Here is a 16,130-nt window from a genome sequence, read left to right as displayed (position 1 = left end):
CGAATTATTTATCCGGACTGTCGATGGTCAGCTGCTGCAGCGCAGTGGTGCTGCTGGCCAGGGGTTGGCTGCGGCCGATCCACTCGCCAGTGGTCGGTTGACCGGCCCGGGATATGCGCGCAACCAGTTGGACTTCGGGAAAGTTTGACAGTTTCAACTGCGGCATCATCGCATCGCTGTCGCCCAGTTCGACGGTGATCGGCAGGTCGGCCACGGTCACGCGCTTGGCCGCCAATGGCGCCGGTGGGCCTTTGACGGCACGGGCGAAGATGAACACGCTGTCGGTCGGCAAGGCCTTGGCCTTCACATCCGCCGCCAGGTCCACACGCACTTGCATCTGCTTTTGTGCCTTCACTGGTGCCACGCTACCGCCGCTCTCTTTGAGCTTCTCGGCCGCCCGGTCAATGCCGCCTTGCAGCGCGGCCCGGGAGTTGTCTTCCGGCGGCAGTTGCGCCAGCAGGCGGTTCCAGTAGTCGATCGCTTCCTGGTAACGCTGGCCTTCAAAGGCGGCGATGCCCAGCAGGCCGAGGCTGGTGACTTCTTTCGGGTCGAGTTTCAGTGCTTCGTCGGTCAAGGCCTGGACCTTGGGCGACCACTGTTTGTTGTCGGCAAAGTACTGGGCCTGGGCCCACTGGCCGAGCAACTCCGGCTGGCGACCGGCCAAGGCCACGGTGCGCTCGAAGACTTTGGCCGCATCGGCCGAACGGTCCTGGGCCATGTAGGCACGACCGAGGAAGTACAGGCCTTCCGGCGAATCCGGTTGGGCAGCAGCGGCGCGCTCAAGGCGGCGGGTCATGTCTTCCATGGACACCGGCGGCTGGGAGAATTCGCGGGTCAGTTCGACCTTGTCGCTGGCGCCGTAATGCAGGTACAGCGCCACGCCCAGCACCGGCACCAGAAAGGCGGCGAGCAACGGCAAGGGTTTGCCGAGGCGCGACTCCCGAGGCTTTTCCACCCCTTCGGTATCCGCCAGCAACTCACGGGCCGCTTCAGCGCGACCGCTGTCCAGTTGGGCCGCATCCAGCACGCCTTCGGACTGCTGGGTTTGCAGTTCCGCCACGCGTTCTTGATACAGCGCCACGTTCAGCGCGGTGCGATCTTCTTCACGCTGGGCACGGCGGCCGCGTAACACCGGGATCAGCAGGAAACTCAGGGCAATCAGAAGCAGCAGACCGGCTGCGAGCCAGAAATCAATCATCAGTTTTTTTGTCCAGCAGTTGGTCGAGGCGTTGACGCTCATCGACGGAAAGCGAGTCCGAGCCATCGGCCGGGGCCACACGACGGCGGCGCACAATCACCGCCATCACCACGACACCGGCGAGCAACAACCCGGCCGGGCCGAACCACAGCAACGCGGTCTTGCCGGTGAGCGCCGGCTTGTAGCGCACGAAGTCACCGTAGCGGTCGACCATAAAGTCGATGATCTGCTGATTGTCCTTGCCCTCGCCGAGCATGCGGAAAATCTCTTTGCGCAGGTCGGCGGCGATCGGTGCGTTGGAGTCGGCGATGTCCTGGTTCTGGCACTTGGGGCAGCGCAATTCCTTGGTCAGTTCGCGAAAACGCTCGCGGTCACCGTCCTTGGCAAATTCGTAGGTGTCGATGGCAGCGTGGGCCACGCCGACCATGCTCAAGCCCAATACAGCGGCAGCTAACCAACGCTTCATGGCTTGGCCTCATCCACCAGCGCCTGGTACTTGGCGGCCAGTTGCTCGCGCCACACCACTTCGTCGATCACGCCCACGTACTTGTCGCGGATCACGCCCTTGGCATCGATGAAGAAGGTTTCCGGGGCGCCGTATACGCCGAGGTTCAGGCCGAGGTTGCCGTCTTCGTCGCGGATATCCAGCTGGTACGGGTTGTGGAATTCCACCAGCCACTTCAGGGCGGCAGCGTTGTCGTCCTTGTAGTTGATGCCGTAGATCACCACGCCCTGCTCCGCCAGCTTGTTCAGCACCGGATGCTCGACGCGGCAGGAAATGCACCAGGTGCCCCACACATTGACCAGCGCCGGTTTGCCCAGCAAGTCAGCCTGGGTCAGGGTTTTGTCGCCCTGCACCGTCGGCAGCGAGAACGCCGGGAATGGCTTGCCGATCATGGCCGACGGCAACTCGGCCGGGTCCAGGTACAGCCCGCGATACAGGAACACCGCCACCACCAGAAACGCCGCCAGCGGTAACACCATCAACCAACGCTTCATACCGCCGCTCCTTGCAGGCCGAGGGCTTCACGCACCCGGCTCTTGACCTTGACCCGGTAACGCCGGTCTGTCGCTGCCAGCAAACCACCGAACCCGGTGAGCAGGCCGCCGAACCAGATCCAGCGCACAAACGGTTTGACGTGGACCCGCACGGCCCAGGCGCCATCGCCCAGTGGTTCACCCAGGGCGACGTAGAGGTCGCGGGTGAAACCGGCGTCGATCCCGGCTTCGGTCATCATCGAGCTTTGCACGGTGTACAGGCGTTTTTCCGGGTGCAGCACCGCGATTTCCTTACCGTTGCGCACGACGCGTACGGTGCCTTTGTCTGAGGTGAAGTTGGGGCCTTCGAAGTGCTTGGCGCCTTCGAAAATGAAGTGGTAACCGGCCAGGTCCATGGACTCGCCGGGGGCCAGGCGCAGGTCGCGCTCGGCACTGTTCTGGCTGGACAACACCACGCCCAACGCACACACGGCGATGCCGATATGCGCAACCTGCATGCCCCAGTAGCTGCGGGTCATGGTCGGCAGGCCTTTGATCAAACCTTTGTGGCGGGTCTTGTCGATCAGGTCACGTACGCCGGCCAGCAACACCCAGGCAGCCAGCATGAAGGTGGCGAGCACGGCCCAGTTGAAGTCGCCGTAGGCAATACCGGCGATCACGGCCAGCGCGGCGCTGCCGAGCAGTACCGGCGCGAGCATGCCCACCAGCCATTTCACCGGGGTGTCTTTCCAGCGCACCAGCATGCCGACCGCCATCACCACCATCAACAGCGCCATCAACGGGATGAACAGTGCGTTGAAATACGGCGGGCCGACGGACAGTTTGGCGCCGCTCAGGGCATCCAGAGCCAGCGGGTACAGGGTGCCGAGCAGGATCATCGAAGCCGCCACCACCAGCACCAGGTTATTGCCCAGCAGCAGGGTTTCCCGGGACCAGAGGTTGAAGCCGACATGGCTCTTGACCACTGGCGCGCGCAACGCAAACAACGTCAACGAGCCGCCCACCACGAACAGCAGGAAGATCAGGATGAACACGCCGCGCTCCGGGTCGGAGGCAAACGCGTGAACCGATGTCAGCACGCCAGAACGCACCAGGAACGTACCCAGCAGGCTCAGGGAAAACGCGGCGATGGCCAGCAATACGGTCCAGCTTTTGAACACGCCGCGTTTTTCGGTGACTGCCAGCGAGTGAATCAGCGCCGTGCCCACCAGCCATGGCATGAAGGAGGCGTTTTCCACCGGGTCCCAGAACCACCAGCCGCCCCAGCCGAGTTCGTAGTAGGCCCACCATGAGCCCAGGGTGATGCCGATGCCGAGGAACGCCCAGGCGACGATGGTCCATGGCCGCGACCAGCGCGCCCAGGCCGCGTCGAGACGCCCGCCGAGCAAGGCGGCGATGGCGAAGGCGAAGGCGACCGAGAAACCGACATACCCCATGTAGAGCATCGGCGGGTGCACGATCAGACCGATGTCTTGCAGCAGCGGGTTGAGGTCGTGGCCGTCTACCGGGATCTGCGGCAGGATGCGGGTGAACGGGTTGGAGGTCATGATCAGGAACAGCAGGAAGCCGATGCTGATCATGCCCATCACCGCCAGCACCCGGGCCAGCATGACTTGCGGCAACTGCCGGGAGAACACCGATACCGCAAAGGTCCAGCCGCCGAGGATCAACGCCCACAGCAGCAATGAACCTTCGTGGGCACCCCACACGGCGCTGAACTTGTAGTACCAGGGCAAGGCGCTGTTGGAGTTGTTGGCGACGTAGGCGACGGAAAAGTCGTCGGTCATGAAGGCGTAGGTCAGGCAACCGAAGGCGAACAGCAAAAAGGCGAACTGGCCCCAGGCAGCCGGCTGGGCCAGGCTCATCCACAAACGGTCACCACGCCAGGCACCCAGCAACGGGACCACGGCCTGGACGATGGCGAAGCACAGGGCGAGGATCATCGCCAACTGGCCCAGCTCTGGAATAAACAATGCGGACGTCATGACTTAGCCCTCCTTGGCGGGGGTCGGGGCGGATTGGCCACTGTCTTTCAGGGCCTTGGTGACTTCCGGCGGCATGTATTTTTCATCGTGCTTGGCCAGCACTTCGTCGGCCACTACCACGCCGTCGGCGTTGAGCTTGCCGAGGGCGACGATGCCCTGCCCTTCGCGGAACAGGTCCGGGAGGATGCCGCGGTAGGTGATGGTCACGGATTTGTTGAAGTCGGTGACGATGAATTTCACGTCCAGGGAGTCGCCGGAGCGTTGCAGCGAGCCCTTCTCGACCATGCCACCGGCACGAATTCGCGTGTCCAGCGGCGCTTCGCCGTTGGCAATCTGGGTCGGGGTGTAGAACAGGTTGATGTTCTCCCGCAGGGCACTCAGGGCCAGGGTCACGGCAATGCCGACACCGGCCATGATGGCCAGGATGATCAACAGACGCTTTCTACGCAGCGGATTCACTTTTCGGTCTCCCGGCGCAAACGACGCGCCTCTTGTTGCAGGTAACGCTTGCGAGCCAGGATCGGCGCGGCGACGTTGAGGGCCAGCACCGCCAGGCAGATGCCATAGGCCGTCCAGACATACAGGGCGTGATGGCCCATGGCGAGAAAATCACTGAAAGAGTTGAAGCTCATCCACGGGCTCCCAGGCTGTTTTGCACTTCGGCCTTGACCCAACTGGTGCGGGCTTCACGCTTGAGCACTTCGAGGCGCATGCGCATCAGCAGCACGGCGCCGAAAAAACAGTAGAACCCCAACACCATCAGCAGCAGCGGCGCCCACATTTCCACGGGCATTGACGGCTTTTCGGTGAGGGTGAAGGTGGCGCCCTGGTGCAGGGTGTTCCACCACTCCACCGAGTATTTGATGATCGGGATGTTGATCACGCCGACAATCGCCAGCACCGCGCAGGCCTTGGCGGCGCTGTCACGGTTGCTGATGGCGTTGCCCAGGGCAATCAGGCCGAAATACAGGAACAGCAGAATCAGCATCGAGGTGAGTCGCGCGTCCCAGACCCACCACGAACCCCAGGTCGGCTTGCCCCAGATCGCGCCGGTGACCAGCGCCACGGCGGTCATCCAGGCACCGATGGGTGCGGCGCATTGCAGGGCAACGTCCGCCAGCTTCATCTTCCACACCAGGCCGACAATGCCGCACACCGCCAGCATCACGTAGCAGGACTGGGCCAGCATCGCGGCGGGAACGTGAATGTAGATGATGCGAAAGCTGTTGCCTTGCTGGTAGTCCGGCGGCGCGAAGGCCAGGCCCCAGATCAGGCCGATGCCGATCAGCAATACAGCGGCGATGCTCAACCACGGCAGCAGTTTGCCACTGATGCCGTAAAACCATTTGGGCGAGCCGAGCTTGTGAAACCAGGTCCAGTTCATGCTGTTTCCATCACGGTTGCTTCTTGTCGTGGCAAGAAGCTTAGGGTCTTTACTGACCAAGACAATGCTCGGTCAGACCTCATTATTCGCCGACGCTGATCTTCAGGCCAGCCGCTATAGCAAAGGGTGTCAGGGTTACCGCCAGGGCGGCCAGGCTGCCAAGCCACAGGAGGTAACCGGTCGCCGGCATACCCTGGAGCGCGGCTTGCAAAGCGCCGCTGCCCAGGATCAACACCGGGATATACAAAGGCAAAATCAGCAGGGCCAACAACAGGCCGCCGCGTTTCAAACCGACCGTCAGCGCCGCACCCACGGCGCCCAGTAGACTGAGTACCGGCGTGCCAAGCAACAAGGAAAGGAGCAACACCGGCAGGCACTCGGTGGGCAATCCCAGCATCATCGCCAACAGCGGCGCGAGCAATACCAGCGCCAGGCCGGAAAACGCCCAGTGTGCCAGTACCTTGGCCAATACCAGAAGTGGCAGGGGGTGCGACGAAAGGACCCACTGCTCAAGGGAACCATCTTCAAAATCACTGCGAAACAGCCCGTCCAGCGAGAGCAGGACCGACAAAAGTGCCGCCACCCAGACCAGCCCCGGAGACAAGGTTTGCAACAGTTTAGTCTCGGGGCCCACCGCCAAGGGGAACAGCGCGATCACAATCGCGAAGAACACCAGCGGGTTGGCCAATTCGGCCGGGCGGCGACAGAGTAACCGCGCTTCGCGGGCGACCAGCAGGGCAAAAACACTCATACCGCCCACCGGCCCAGGTCGAGGTCGCGGTAACCGGCGGGCATGCGCGTCAACGTGTGGTGAGTCGTAAGGACAATCATGCCGCCCTGCTCGCAATGGGCGGCGAGGTGTTCTTCCAGCTGAGCGACGCCTTGTTTGTCGAGGGCGGTGAAGGGTTCGTCGAGAATCCATAGCGGCGGGCCGCCCAGATACAAACGGGCCAGGGCCACGCGGCGCTGTTGCCCGGCGGACAGGGTGTGACAGGGAACGTCTTCAAAACCCTTCAGGCCAACGGCGGCGAGGGCCTGCCAGATCGCTTCGCGGCTCGCGGGATGATGCAGGGCGCTGAGCCAGCTGAGGTTTTCTTCGGCGGTGAGCACATCCTTGATCCCGGCGGCGTGGCCGATCCAGATCAGGTTGCGCGCCAGCTCGGTGCGTTGCTCGTGCAACGGTTTGCCATTGAGCCGCACTTCGCCCGCCGTCGGCTGCATCAGGCCGGCCAACAGCCGCAACAGGCTGGTCTTGCCGCTGCCGTTGGGGCCGCTGACCTGCACCATGTCGCCGCCCGCCAGACGCAGTTCGAGGTGTTCGAACAGCATCCGCAGGTCACGTTCACAGGCGAGCGCTACGGCTTCTAGAAGAGGGCTGGTCAAGAGATCGCGGGCCTTTACGGTTCAAGTCGGCGGTGGAACGGCCGTTAAAGAGATGCACATTAACTGCTTTGGCGACCGATTTTAGAGAGCTGGATCAAATAGTTGTGATGTTTATACCGCTCTCTTTGAAGACGGGCGGCATTATACATGTGATGCCCTACTCTAAAGAGGGCAATTTCCCTTGAGACGGCGCGCACGATGACCGGTGAGATCAATCTTCCCACGCTTCCTCCCACGCTGCCGGCCGGGCCTGCGCCCGCGCCTGCGACGGGTGAGCTGCTGAAACTGCTGGAGCCGCAGACCGGCCTGATTGACCCCGGTAAAACCGTGAACGCCGAGGTGCTGGCACTTAAACAAGGCGGCGATGCGTTTCAGTTGCTGCTCAAGCTGACCCTGGAAGGCGGCCGGCAAACCTTGGTGCAGGCCAGCAGCAGCCAGCCGCTGCCGCTGGGCACCCAGGTGGAGGTCAGCCAGACGTCGTCGGGCAACTTGTCCATCAGCCTTCAGCAGGCGTTGAGTTCCAGCGTCGCCGCGCTGACACGCATCGACACCAGCCAACTGCCGGTGGGCACGCTGCTGCAAGGCAAGGTGCTGACCACCCAGGCGCTGCCCCAGGGCGCCAACCAGCCGGTGGTGTATCGCTCGCTGGTGTCGGTGCTCAATAACGTCCTCAGCGGCGCGACCCTGACCGTCGAAAGCCCGCAGCCATTGCGCATCGGCAGCCTGCTCAGTGCCGTGGTGCAAAGTGCCCAGACCTTGAGCTTTGTGCCCCTGAGCGGGCGCCAGGACCAACTGGCCGTGGCCCAACAACTCTCCACCCAACAAAGCCGCCAGGGTTCGCTGGACGTGGTGTTCACCGCGTTGCAAAGCCTGCCGGCGACCCGTAGCGACAGCACCTCAGTCGATTTGCGTGCCGCCGCCGAGCGATTGCTGGCGAGCCTGCCCGACCTGGCCCAAGCCAGCAATCCCAAGGTACTCGCGCAACTGATCCAGAACAGCGGCACATTCCTGGAAGCCAAGCTGCTCGCCGGGCAAAACCCGCAGATACCGCCGCTGGACATGAAAGGCGCCCTGCTGCGCTTCGTCGCCGACCTGCTGCCTAACCTGCCCGCCAGCACCAACCTCAACGCGATCCTGGCCGCCAACACCCTGGCGCAACTGCTGCCCAGCTTCGTGCGCAGCCCGCTGGGCACCCTCGGCCAGGTCGGCGCCCGCCAAGCACCCGCTGGCTTTCCGCTGCCGGATCGGCTGATGCAACGCCTGGAAGGTGAGAGCGACCTGGAAAACCTGCTGCGCCTGGCCGCCGGCGCCATTTCCCGCTTGCAAAGCCATCAGCTGTCGAGCCTGGAACAAACCGGTACCACCGCCGATGGCAAGCTCTTGACCACCTGGCAGCTGGAAATCCCAATGCGTACCTTGCAGGACATCGTGCCGTTGCAGGTCAAGTTCCAGCGTGAAGAACCGGCCCCCGACAAGGATCAGCCGGAACGCAAGGACACCAAGGACCCCAAGCAAATGCTCTGGCGCGTGGAAATGGCCCTCGACATGGAGCCTCTGGGCCCGTTGCAGGTTCAGGCGCAACTGAGCCAGGGCAAGCTGTCGAGTCAACTGTGGGCGAGCCGCCCGTTCACCGCCAGCCTGATCGAAAGCCACTTGGGTAGCCTGCGCGAGCGCCTGGTGTCGTCTGGGCTCAACGTCGGCGACCTGGACTGCCACCTCGGCACCCCGCCGCGCGGCCCGAAAACCGGACTGGAACAACGCTGGGTGGATGAAACCGCATGAAAAACCCCAACCCGCCCCGCCAGGCCATTGCCCTCAAATACGACGGGCAACAAGCACCGACCCTGACGGCCAAGGGCGACGACGCCCTGGCCGAAGCCATCCTCAAGCTGGCCCGGGAAAACGAAGTCCCGATCTACGAAAATGCCGAGCTGGTCAAATTACTGGCGCGCATGGAATTGGGCGACAGCATCCCGGAAGAGTTGTACCGCACCGTCGCCGAGATCATCGCGTTTGCCTGGACGTTGAAGGGCAAGTTCCCGGTGGGTTATGACCCGGATGGAGGGCCGGTAGAGCGGGATGTGACGGAAAGAGGCGACGATTATTAATGTGGCCTGATCGTTCCCACGCTCTGCGTGGGAACGCCGCCTCGGACGCTCCGCGTCCAACTGGCGATGCAAAGTTCAAGTCTTGCGCAGGGGCGACGCGGAGCGTCACGGGATGCATTCCCACGCAGAGCGTGGGAATGATCAGTGGCGGCGGGTGATGTATAGCAATTATATCTATCAAGGTATAGATTATCCCGAACCCGATAGTTCAGGATAAAACCCATGAGCCCTACCCGCCCGATCCTCAGTCGAAAGCTACTCGCCGAAGCGCTGGCCCGTGATTTGGCGGGCGAGTCATTTGCCGATTACAGCTCCGGGATGTTCCTCGCGGCGCCTCGTCGTACGGGCAAGAGTACGTTCCTGCGCAACGACCTCATCCCCGAATGCAAGGCGCGCGGCTGGCTGCCGGTGTACGTGGACCTCTGGATGAACCGCGAAATCGACCCCGCCGAGCTGATCTCCGGGGCCATCGGCAAAGCCCTGGGCGAGTTCGAAAGCGCAGTGAGCAAAGCGGCCAAGAAGGCCGGTATCGAGAAGATCAGCCTGCTGCGCACCTTGAGTTGGGATTTCACCAAACCTCAATTGCCCTCCGGCACCACGCTCACCCATGCGCTGGACGTGCTGCACCAGGTCTCGGGGCAGATGATCGTGCTGATCGTCGACGAAGCCCAGCACGCCCTCAACAGCGAGGGTGGCGTGAACGCAATGTTCGCCCTCAAGGCTGCACGAGACCATCTCAACGGCAGCAGCACCACAGACGGCCTGCGCCTGGTCTTCACCGGGTCCAGCCGGGACAAACTGGCCAACCTGGTACTCAAGAGCAAACAACCGTTTTTCGGCGCCCACATCACACCATTCCCGTTGCTGAGCCGCGACTTTGTGGAGTTCGTGACGGACCTGTGGAACCAGCGCCTGGCCGCGACCAACCAGTTCAACCTTGAGGATATGGACTATGCGTTCCAGCTCGTCGGCCGGCGCCCGGAGATGCTCAACAAACTGTTGACCGAAGTCAGCGTGGGTCTTGGCGAAGCCAGCAATCTTGGCGAGTTGCTGAGGACGGGAGCACTGAATCACCAAGCCGGAATCTGGAGCGACTACGAGAGCGCCTACAACGACCTGTCACCCTTGCAACAAGCGGTGCTGGAAGTGATGGGTGAACGAACCCTGGGCAAGCAAGCGTTCTCGCCTTTTGCGGAAAAAACCTTCCAGGACGTGAACCGCAAATTGGAGTTGGCCCAGGTCGAGCCGAACGCAAGCACGCCAAACGTTCAGAAAGCGCTGGAAGTGCTGCGGGAGAAGGAGTTGGTCTGGAAAGCCAACCGTGGTGAATATGCGCTCGAAGACTCGACCATGGCCGAATGGCTGAGCAACCGGCATCAGCTATAAGCGGCAAGCAAACCTGCTTGCCGCTCGTAACCTTCAGCTGTCCTTGTGCAACCGGCTCATCAACTGCGCTTCAGCCTGGGTCAACCCGCAGGACTGGGTCAGCTCATCCACCGTCGCGCCCATGCCCACCAACTTCGCCGCCTGGGCGAATGACAGGCTCGACGGGTCACGCTGCTCCAGCGCAGACAGCTTGTCCGGCAACGGCGCCAGCACCGAACGCAGTTCGTGCACTTCATCCCCTACACGTACCGCGCTCTGCTGGAAGTGGTCGACCCGCTTGACCAGTTCCAGGATGCGCCGGTCGCGCACGGCGTCGCGCTCGGCCTGTTGCATGGCCAATTCCCGTTGCTGGCGCACGTAGCGCAGCAGGAAGCCCAAGGTCCCGGCCCATAGGATGGCCAGGACGATCACCGCTACCTCAAGGAACAATCAGATATTCTCCAGATCCTGCCATTCTTCTTCGCTCATCATCTTGTCCAGCTCAACCAGAATCAGCAGCTCGCCGTTCTTGTTGCAGACACCCTGGATGAACTTGGCCGATTCTTCGTTGCCGACGTTCGGCGCGGTTTCGACTTCAGATTGGCGCAGGTAAACCACTTCCGCCACGCTGTCGACCATGATCCCGACCACTTGCTTGTCGGCTTCGATGATCACGATGCGGGTGTTGTCGTTGACTTCGGTCGGCACCAGGCCAAAACGCTGACGGGTGTCGATCACAGTTACAACGTTACCGCGCAGGTTGATGATGCCCAGCACGTAGCTCGGGGCACCCGGAACCGGAGCGATTTCGGTGTAGCGCAGCACTTCCTGCACACGCATCACGTTGATGCCGTAGGACTCGTTGTCCAGCTTGAAGGTGACCCATTGCAGGATTGGATCATCCACCAGACCTTGTGCGGACACTGACTTGTTCATACTCCAGACCCCTTCAAATACCGTTGGTTACGGTGTGTGTTCTTGGGCAGCGCCGTAGCGCTGCTGCTTGTTATCAAGTGCGCTTGTTGAGCGGCATCGCTTTTACCGCGCCGCTGGCAATCAGCTCCGCCAGTTCGGCGACATCCAGCAACGCGCACATGTGTTCGATCACGGTGCCCGCCAGCCATGGCCGCTGGCCCCGGTGGCTGCGCCATTTGATTTCGTTCGGGTCCAGGCGCAATGAGCGACTGACCTGATGCACTGCCAGCCCCCACTCGTAGCCCTGGACCGAAATAACGTATTGCAGGCCCTGGCGGAAATCATCCCGATAGCGGTCAGGCATCACCCAACGCGCAGTGTCCAATACCTTCAAGTTGCCCTGTTGGCTCGGCAGGATCCCGAGGAACCATTCCGGCTGGCCAAACAGCGGCGTCAACTCCTGGCCTTCCAGGGAGTAGATCGAGCCCAGGCACACCAGCGGCACCGCCAGGGTCAACCCGGCGACGTCGAACAGCAAACATTCGAACGGCTCGGCGGCCCACGCCGGCCGACCATCGCCCTGTACCGGCGGCGGCGTGATGCTTGGCGGGAGATGAACCTCAACCACCGGCTCGACCACCACGGGCGCGATCACCACAGGCGCAACAGGCACGGGCACGGGCACGGCAACCGGTGCCGGAACCGCTACGGGAACCACCAACGCATCACGGGCCTGTTCTTCCAGGACCGCCAGTTGAAACTCGTCCAGGGCCGCAGGTTCAGGCTCGATGACTTCATCGAGGATCAGAATCGGTTCCGGCATTTCCTCGGTCGCGTCCTGGAGCAAGGCGTCCAGGTAGGACTCCAGCGCCAGTTGCGGCCGGGTCTTGAAATCAACGGGACGGTTCATCTGTATGCCCACGCGCAAGCCCCATCAACCCTGTATTTAGAGGTTATCGGCCTGTGGGTGTCCGGACTTGAATCGAGAGCCGGTTTTGTCGCGAAAACTGCGGCGTCTGCATCGCTGGCAAGCCAGGCTCCTACAATGATCATCACGCCACCTGCGCCACAAGTTGCTGGGACAACAGGTGCTTGAGCAACGCCCGATACGCCAGCACGCCACGGCTCTTGCCGTCGAATTGCGATGGCGTCAGCCCTGCCCGGCTCGCATCCCGCAGGCGCGTGTCCACCGGGATGTAGCCTTGCCAGATGGTGTCCGGATAGGCGTCGCGCAATACCCGCAAGGTGCCGAGGGACGCCTGGGTACGGCGGTCGAACAGGGTCGGCACGATGCTGAACGGCAACGCCTGTTTGCGCGAGCGGTTGATCATCGCCAGGGTGCTGACCATGCGTTCCAGGCCTTTGACGGCCAGGTGCTCGGTCTGCACCGGGATCACCAGCTGTTGACTGGCGGCCAGGGCGTTGACCATCAGCACGCCCAGTAAAGGCGGGCTGTCGATGATCGCGTAGTCGAAGTCCTGCCACAGCTGCGCCAGGGTCTTGGCGATCACCAGGCCCAGGCCGCTCTGCCCCGGAGACTGGCGCTCAAGGGTAGCCAGGGCGGTGCTCGACGGCAGCAACGAGATCTTTTCATTACTGGTAGGCAGCATCAGCTGGCCCGGCAAATCCGCCGGCACACTGCCCTTGTGCAGGAACAGGTCGTAGCAACTGTGCTCCAGGGCATCCGGGTCGTAGCCGAAATAGCTGGTCATGGAGCCGTGGGGGTCCAGGTCGACCACGACCACACGCTTGCCGGCCTCTGCCAGCAAGCCGGCCAAGGCGATGGAAGTGGTGGTTTTACCGACACCACCCTTTTGATTGGCAACTGCCCAGACTCTCATTCGGATTGTTCCTCCCGGCAGGCACAGGCTCGACCGAGAAATTGCATAGGGTTATAGAGCCGGTGACGGAGAATTGACGGCACTCCCGCGAACCGGCGCCTTTACGGGCGCTGGTGCAGTTTGTGTGCCAGCCCGCTTCAAGGCGGCATCCGGTGTTGCATTGGCGGTGCCGGTACCGGTCAGGCTGCGGCGCACATCGAGGTTGCGCGACACCACCAGCACCACCCGACGGTTACGTGCACGGCCTTCCGCCGTGGCGTTATTGGCCACCGGCTGGAACTCGCCATACCCCACCGACGCCAGGCGCCCGGGGTTCACGCCCTGCATCGCCAGCATCCGCACAATACTCGCCGCGCGGGCCGAAGACAGCTCCCAGTTGGTCGGATACTGCGCCGTGCTGATCGGCAGGTTGTCGGTAAACCCTTCAACGTGGACCGGGTTTTCAAACGGCTTCAGGATCGCCGCCACCTTGTCGATGATGGTGAACGCCTGGTCGCTGGGCATCGCATCGGCGCTGGCGAACAGCAGGCTGGAATTCAGCTCGATTTCCACCCACAACTCATTGCCGCGCACGGTCATCTGGTTGGAGCTGATCAGGTCGCCAAAGGCTGCGCTGATGTCATCGGCGATGCTTTTCAGCGGGTCGCTGGTGCCACCGATGCCGGCGGCGGTTTCATCACTGTCGTTGACCAGCGGTTTGGCCGGGGTCACGGTCTTGGGGCGTTCTTCGCCGATCGGGATCGGCTTGAGGGCGCGGTCAGCGTCGTTGAACACGCCGATCAGCGCCTGGGAAATGACTTTGTACTTGCCTTCGTTGATCGAGGAAATGGAGTACATCACCACAAAAAACGCGAACAACAGCGTAATGAAGTCGGCGTAGGACACCAGCCAGCGTTCATGGTTGACGTGTTCTTCAGGCTCGCGGCGGCGACGGCTCACAGGCGACTACCTCGACAAAACGAATCACCTGTAGGAGCGAGCTTGCTCGCGAAAATCGTCAACGATAACGCGGGCATCCTGGATGAACGCGTTGTTCTCGGGTTTTTCGCGAGCAAGCTCGCTCCTACAGGGTTCATGACCATCAATCCATGAAGCCCTGGAGCTTCAATTCGATGGAGCGCGGGTTTTCACCCTCGGCAATCGAGAGGATGCCTTCCAGCAACATCTCGCGATAACGCGACTGGCGCATGGCGATCGACTTGAGCTTGCTGGCCACCGGCAACAACACCAGGTTGGCACTGGCCACGCCGTAGATGGTGGCGACGAACGCCACGGCAATCCCGCTGCCCAGTTGCGACGGATCGGCCAGGTTGCCCATCACGTGGATCAAGCCCATCACCGCACCGATGATGCCGATGGTCGGCGCGTAGCCGCCCATGCTTTCAAAGACTTTGGCGGCGTTGATGTCGCGGCTTTCCTGGGTGTAGAAATCCACTTCCAGGATGCTGCGAATCGCTTCCGGCTCGGCGCCGTCCACCAGCAATTGCAAGCCTTTGCGTGCGTAGCTGTCGGGCTCGGCATCGGCCACGCCTTCCAGGCCCAGCAGGCCTTCCTTGCGCGCCGTGAGGCTCCAGTTGACCACGCGGTCGATGCCGCCCGGCAAGTCGACACGCGGCGGAAAAATAATCCAGATAAGGATCTGCATCGCGCGCTTGAACGAACTCATGGGCGACTGCAGCAAGGCCGCGCCCACCGTGCCGCCGATCACGATCAACGCTGCCGGGCCGTTGGCCAGGGCACCCAGGTGGCCGCCTTCGAGGTAGTTGCCGCCGATAATCGCGACAAACGCCATGATGATGCCAATCAGGCTCAATACATCCATTACAGGCAGGCCTCCACCAGATGCTTGCCGATGTCGTCCAGGCTGTAGACGGCGTCGGCCAGGTCGGCTTTGACGATGGCCATGGGCATGCCATAGATCACGCAGCTGGCTTCATCCTGGGCCCAGATCGCGCTGCCGCCCTGCTTGAGCAAACGTGCGCCTTCGCGGCCGTCGGCACCCATGCCGGTCAAGACCACCGCCAGAACTTTGTCGCCGTAGGACTTGGCTGCGGAACCGAAGGTGATATCCACACACGGCTTGTAGTTCAGGCGCTCGTCACCCGGCAGGATTTTGATCGCGCCACGGCCATCGACCATCATCTGCTTGCCGCCAGGGGCCAGCAGCGCGAGACCCGGGCGCAGGATGTCGCCATCCTCGGCTTCCTTGACGCTGATGCGGCACAGCTTGTCCAGGCGCTCGGCAAAGGCCTTGGTGAACGCGGCAGGCATGTGCTGGATCAACACGATCGGCGCCGGGAAGTTGGCCGGCAGTTGGGTCAACACCCGCTGCAAGGCAACCGGGCCGCCGGTGGAGGTACCGATGGCCACCAGCTTGTAGGCTTTGCGCTTGGGAGCAGGCGAATGCGCGGAGGGCGCAGCCGTACGCACAGGCGCTGCGGCCGGACGCGCAACCGGCGCAGGCGCCGGGCGACCAAAAGTGCTCGGGGCTGCCGGGGGCGGTGTAACAGGTGCCGGCGCCGGCGCACTGAACAGGCTGCGACGGTTACTGCGGGAGATGCTGTGCACCTTCTCGCAGAGCATCTGCTTGACCTTCTCGGGGTTGCGCGAGATGTCTTCGAAATTCTTCGGCAGGAAGTCCACCGCGCCGGCGTCCAGCGCATCCAGGGTGACCCGGGCGCCTTCGTGGGTCAGCGAGGAGAACATCAACACCGGAGTCGGGCAGCGCTGCATGATGTGCCGCACCGCCGTGATGCCGTCCATCATCGGCATCTCGTAGTCCATGGTGATCACGTCTGGCTTGAGGGCCATGGCCTGATCGATCGCCTCTTTGCCGTTGGTGGCCGTACCGACCACCTGGATATTGGAATCCGATGAAAGAATTTCCGAGACGCGGCGGCGGAAGAAACCTGAATCGTCCACCACCAGGACCTTGACTACCATAAACACTCC

19 protein-coding genes are annotated in these 16,130 nt (G+C 62.4%); 3 read left to right on the top strand and 16 right to left on the bottom strand.

Annotated features, from left to right (window positions below):
* Positions 1-4: 4 nt before the first annotated feature.
* The 9 genes from ccmI to ccmA all read right to left on the bottom strand — a co-directional run bounded on the left by ccmI (position 5) and on the right by ccmA (position 6,895).
* On the bottom strand, positions 5-1,198 hold the full coding sequence (ccmI, locus tag AU074_RS13785; protein WP_076015175.1) for a c-type cytochrome biogenesis protein CcmI: 1,194 nt from the start codon (positions 1,196-1,198) through the stop codon (positions 5-7).
* A complete protein-coding gene (locus AU074_RS13780) occupies positions 1,191-1,664 on the bottom strand; it encodes a cytochrome c-type biogenesis protein (RefSeq protein ID WP_010166149.1) in 474 nt (157 codons plus the stop codon). The genes ccmI and AU074_RS13780 overlap by 8 nt, the downstream gene beginning before the upstream one ends.
* Positions 1,661-2,197: a DsbE family thiol:disulfide interchange protein gene (locus tag AU074_RS13775; RefSeq protein ID WP_076015174.1), complete on the bottom strand. Its 537-nt coding sequence runs from the start codon at positions 2,195-2,197 to the stop codon at positions 1,661-1,663. Before AU074_RS13775 ends, AU074_RS13780 begins: the two co-directional genes overlap by 4 nt.
* On the bottom strand, positions 2,194-4,182 hold the full coding sequence (locus AU074_RS13770) for a heme lyase CcmF/NrfE family subunit (protein WP_076015173.1): 1,989 nt from the start codon (positions 4,180-4,182) through the stop codon (positions 2,194-2,196). The genes AU074_RS13775 and AU074_RS13770 overlap by 4 nt, the downstream gene beginning before the upstream one ends.
* A 3-nt stretch (positions 4,183-4,185) precedes the next feature.
* Positions 4,186-4,641, bottom strand: a complete 456-nt coding sequence (ccmE, locus tag AU074_RS13765; RefSeq protein ID WP_008434786.1) for a cytochrome c maturation protein CcmE — start codon at positions 4,639-4,641, stop codon at positions 4,186-4,188.
* Positions 4,638-4,814 carry a heme exporter protein CcmD gene (ccmD, locus tag AU074_RS13760; RefSeq protein WP_008434788.1) on the bottom strand — a complete coding sequence of 59 codons (177 nt, stop codon included), beginning with the start codon at positions 4,812-4,814 and terminating at the stop codon, positions 4,638-4,640. Before ccmD ends, ccmE begins: the two co-directional genes overlap by 4 nt.
* The gene (locus tag AU074_RS13755; RefSeq protein ID WP_076015172.1) at positions 4,811-5,566 is read right to left on the bottom strand and encodes a heme ABC transporter permease; all 756 of its coding nucleotides are present in this window, start codon (positions 5,564-5,566) and stop codon (positions 4,811-4,813) included. Before AU074_RS13755 ends, ccmD begins: the two co-directional genes overlap by 4 nt.
* An 82-nt stretch (positions 5,567-5,648) precedes the next feature.
* On the bottom strand, positions 5,649-6,317 hold the full coding sequence (gene ccmB / locus AU074_RS13750) for a heme exporter protein CcmB (RefSeq protein ID WP_003210635.1): 669 nt from the start codon (positions 6,315-6,317) through the stop codon (positions 5,649-5,651).
* On the bottom strand, positions 6,314-6,895 hold the full coding sequence (gene ccmA / locus AU074_RS13745) for a cytochrome c biogenesis heme-transporting ATPase CcmA (RefSeq protein WP_371916625.1): 582 nt from the start codon (positions 6,893-6,895) through the stop codon (positions 6,314-6,316). The genes ccmB and ccmA overlap by 4 nt, the downstream gene beginning before the upstream one ends.
* Positions 6,896-7,147: 252 nt before the next feature.
* Between ccmA and AU074_RS13740 the strand changes: the two genes are divergently transcribed.
* From AU074_RS13740 to AU074_RS13730, 3 genes are all read left to right on the top strand, one after another.
* Positions 7,148-8,731, top strand: a complete 1,584-nt coding sequence (locus tag AU074_RS13740; protein WP_076015170.1) for a flagellar hook-length control protein FliK — start codon at positions 7,148-7,150, stop codon at positions 8,729-8,731.
* The gene (locus tag AU074_RS13735; protein ID WP_076015169.1) at positions 8,728-9,057 is read left to right on the top strand and encodes an EscU/YscU/HrcU family type III secretion system export apparatus switch protein; all 330 of its coding nucleotides are present in this window, start codon (positions 8,728-8,730) and stop codon (positions 9,055-9,057) included. The genes AU074_RS13740 and AU074_RS13735 overlap by 4 nt, the downstream gene beginning before the upstream one ends.
* 222 nt (positions 9,058-9,279) lie before the next feature.
* The gene (locus AU074_RS13730) at positions 9,280-10,443 is read left to right on the top strand and encodes a hypothetical protein (RefSeq protein ID WP_076015168.1); all 1,164 of its coding nucleotides are present in this window, start codon (positions 9,280-9,282) and stop codon (positions 10,441-10,443) included.
* A gap of 33 nt (positions 10,444-10,476) precedes the next feature.
* On the opposite strand, the gene AU074_RS13725 is transcribed toward AU074_RS13730, so the two are convergent.
* The 7 genes from AU074_RS13725 to AU074_RS13695 all read right to left on the bottom strand — a co-directional run bounded on the left by AU074_RS13725 (position 10,477) and on the right by AU074_RS13695 (position 16,121).
* The gene (locus AU074_RS13725; RefSeq protein WP_076015167.1) at positions 10,477-10,872 is read right to left on the bottom strand and encodes a DUF2802 domain-containing protein; all 396 of its coding nucleotides are present in this window, start codon (positions 10,870-10,872) and stop codon (positions 10,477-10,479) included.
* Positions 10,873-11,358 (bottom strand): chemotaxis protein CheW, encoded by a 486-nt coding sequence (locus tag AU074_RS13720; protein ID WP_003210641.1) that lies wholly within the window; start codon positions 11,356-11,358, stop codon positions 10,873-10,875.
* Positions 11,359-11,431: 73 nt separating this feature from the next.
* Positions 11,432-12,247, bottom strand: a complete 816-nt coding sequence (locus AU074_RS13715) for a CheW domain-containing protein (RefSeq protein WP_076015166.1) — start codon at positions 12,245-12,247, stop codon at positions 11,432-11,434.
* Positions 12,248-12,389: 142 nt separating this feature from the next.
* Positions 12,390-13,178 (bottom strand): ParA family protein, encoded by a 789-nt coding sequence (locus AU074_RS13710; protein WP_076015165.1) that lies wholly within the window; start codon positions 13,176-13,178, stop codon positions 12,390-12,392.
* Positions 13,179-13,229: 51 nt separating this feature from the next.
* Positions 13,230-14,117, bottom strand: coding sequence for a flagellar motor protein MotD (gene motD, locus AU074_RS13705; protein ID WP_076015164.1), 888 nt, complete (start codon positions 14,115-14,117; stop codon positions 13,230-13,232).
* Positions 14,118-14,259: 142 nt separating this feature from the next.
* Positions 14,260-15,000 (bottom strand): flagellar motor protein, encoded by a 741-nt coding sequence (locus tag AU074_RS13700; RefSeq protein WP_010166125.1) that lies wholly within the window; start codon positions 14,998-15,000, stop codon positions 14,260-14,262.
* On the bottom strand, positions 15,000-16,121 hold the full coding sequence (locus AU074_RS13695; RefSeq protein WP_076015163.1) for a chemotaxis response regulator protein-glutamate methylesterase: 1,122 nt from the start codon (positions 16,119-16,121) through the stop codon (positions 15,000-15,002). The genes AU074_RS13700 and AU074_RS13695 overlap by 1 nt, the downstream gene beginning before the upstream one ends.
* Between the last annotated feature and the right edge of the window lie 9 nt (positions 16,122-16,130).

It is taken from the genome of Pseudomonas sp. ATCC PTA-122608 (assembly GCF_001952855.1).
GTDB lineage: Bacteria > Pseudomonadota > Gammaproteobacteria > Pseudomonadales > Pseudomonadaceae > Aquipseudomonas.
This window is presented reverse-complemented; position numbering and strand designations above follow the sequence as displayed.

Coding starts and splice junctions, on each gene's coding strand:
- AU074_RS13735 (WP_076015169.1), top strand. CDS start 8,728: ATGAAAAACCCCAACCCGCCCCGCCAGGCCATTGCCCTCAAATACGAC.
- AU074_RS13720 (WP_003210641.1), bottom strand. CDS start 11,358: ATGAACAAGTCAGTGTCCGCACAAGGTCTGGTGGATGATCCAATCCTG.
- AU074_RS13755 (WP_076015172.1), bottom strand. CDS start 5,566: ATGAACTGGACCTGGTTTCACAAGCTCGGCTCGCCCAAATGGTTTTAC.
- AU074_RS13770 (WP_076015173.1), bottom strand. CDS start 4,182: ATGACGTCCGCATTGTTTATTCCAGAGCTGGGCCAGTTGGCGATGATC.
- AU074_RS13715 (WP_076015166.1), bottom strand. CDS start 12,247: ATGAACCGTCCCGTTGATTTCAAGACCCGGCCGCAACTGGCGCTGGAG.
- AU074_RS13730 (WP_076015168.1), top strand. CDS start 9,280: ATGAGCCCTACCCGCCCGATCCTCAGTCGAAAGCTACTCGCCGAAGCG.
- ccmD (WP_008434788.1), bottom strand. CDS start 4,814: ATGAGCTTCAACTCTTTCAGTGATTTTCTCGCCATGGGCCATCACGCC.
- AU074_RS13710 (WP_076015165.1), bottom strand. CDS start 13,178: ATGAGAGTCTGGGCAGTTGCCAATCAAAAGGGTGGTGTCGGTAAAACC.
- AU074_RS13775 (WP_076015174.1), bottom strand. CDS start 2,197: ATGAAGCGTTGGTTGATGGTGTTACCGCTGGCGGCGTTTCTGGTGGTG.
- AU074_RS13700 (WP_010166125.1), bottom strand. CDS start 15,000: ATGGATGTATTGAGCCTGATTGGCATCATCATGGCGTTTGTCGCGATT.
- ccmI (WP_076015175.1), bottom strand. CDS start 1,198: ATGATTGATTTCTGGCTCGCAGCCGGTCTGCTGCTTCTGATTGCCCTG.
- AU074_RS13780 (WP_010166149.1), bottom strand. CDS start 1,664: ATGAAGCGTTGGTTAGCTGCCGCTGTATTGGGCTTGAGCATGGTCGGC.
- AU074_RS13740 (WP_076015170.1), top strand. CDS start 7,148: ATGACCGGTGAGATCAATCTTCCCACGCTTCCTCCCACGCTGCCGGCC.
- ccmB (WP_003210635.1), bottom strand. CDS start 6,317: ATGAGTGTTTTTGCCCTGCTGGTCGCCCGCGAAGCGCGGTTACTCTGT.
- AU074_RS13695 (WP_076015163.1), bottom strand. CDS start 16,121: ATGGTAGTCAAGGTCCTGGTGGTGGACGATTCAGGTTTCTTCCGCCGC.
- ccmA (WP_371916625.1), bottom strand. CDS start 6,895: ATGCTGTTCGAACACCTCGAACTGCGTCTGGCGGGCGGCGACATGGTG.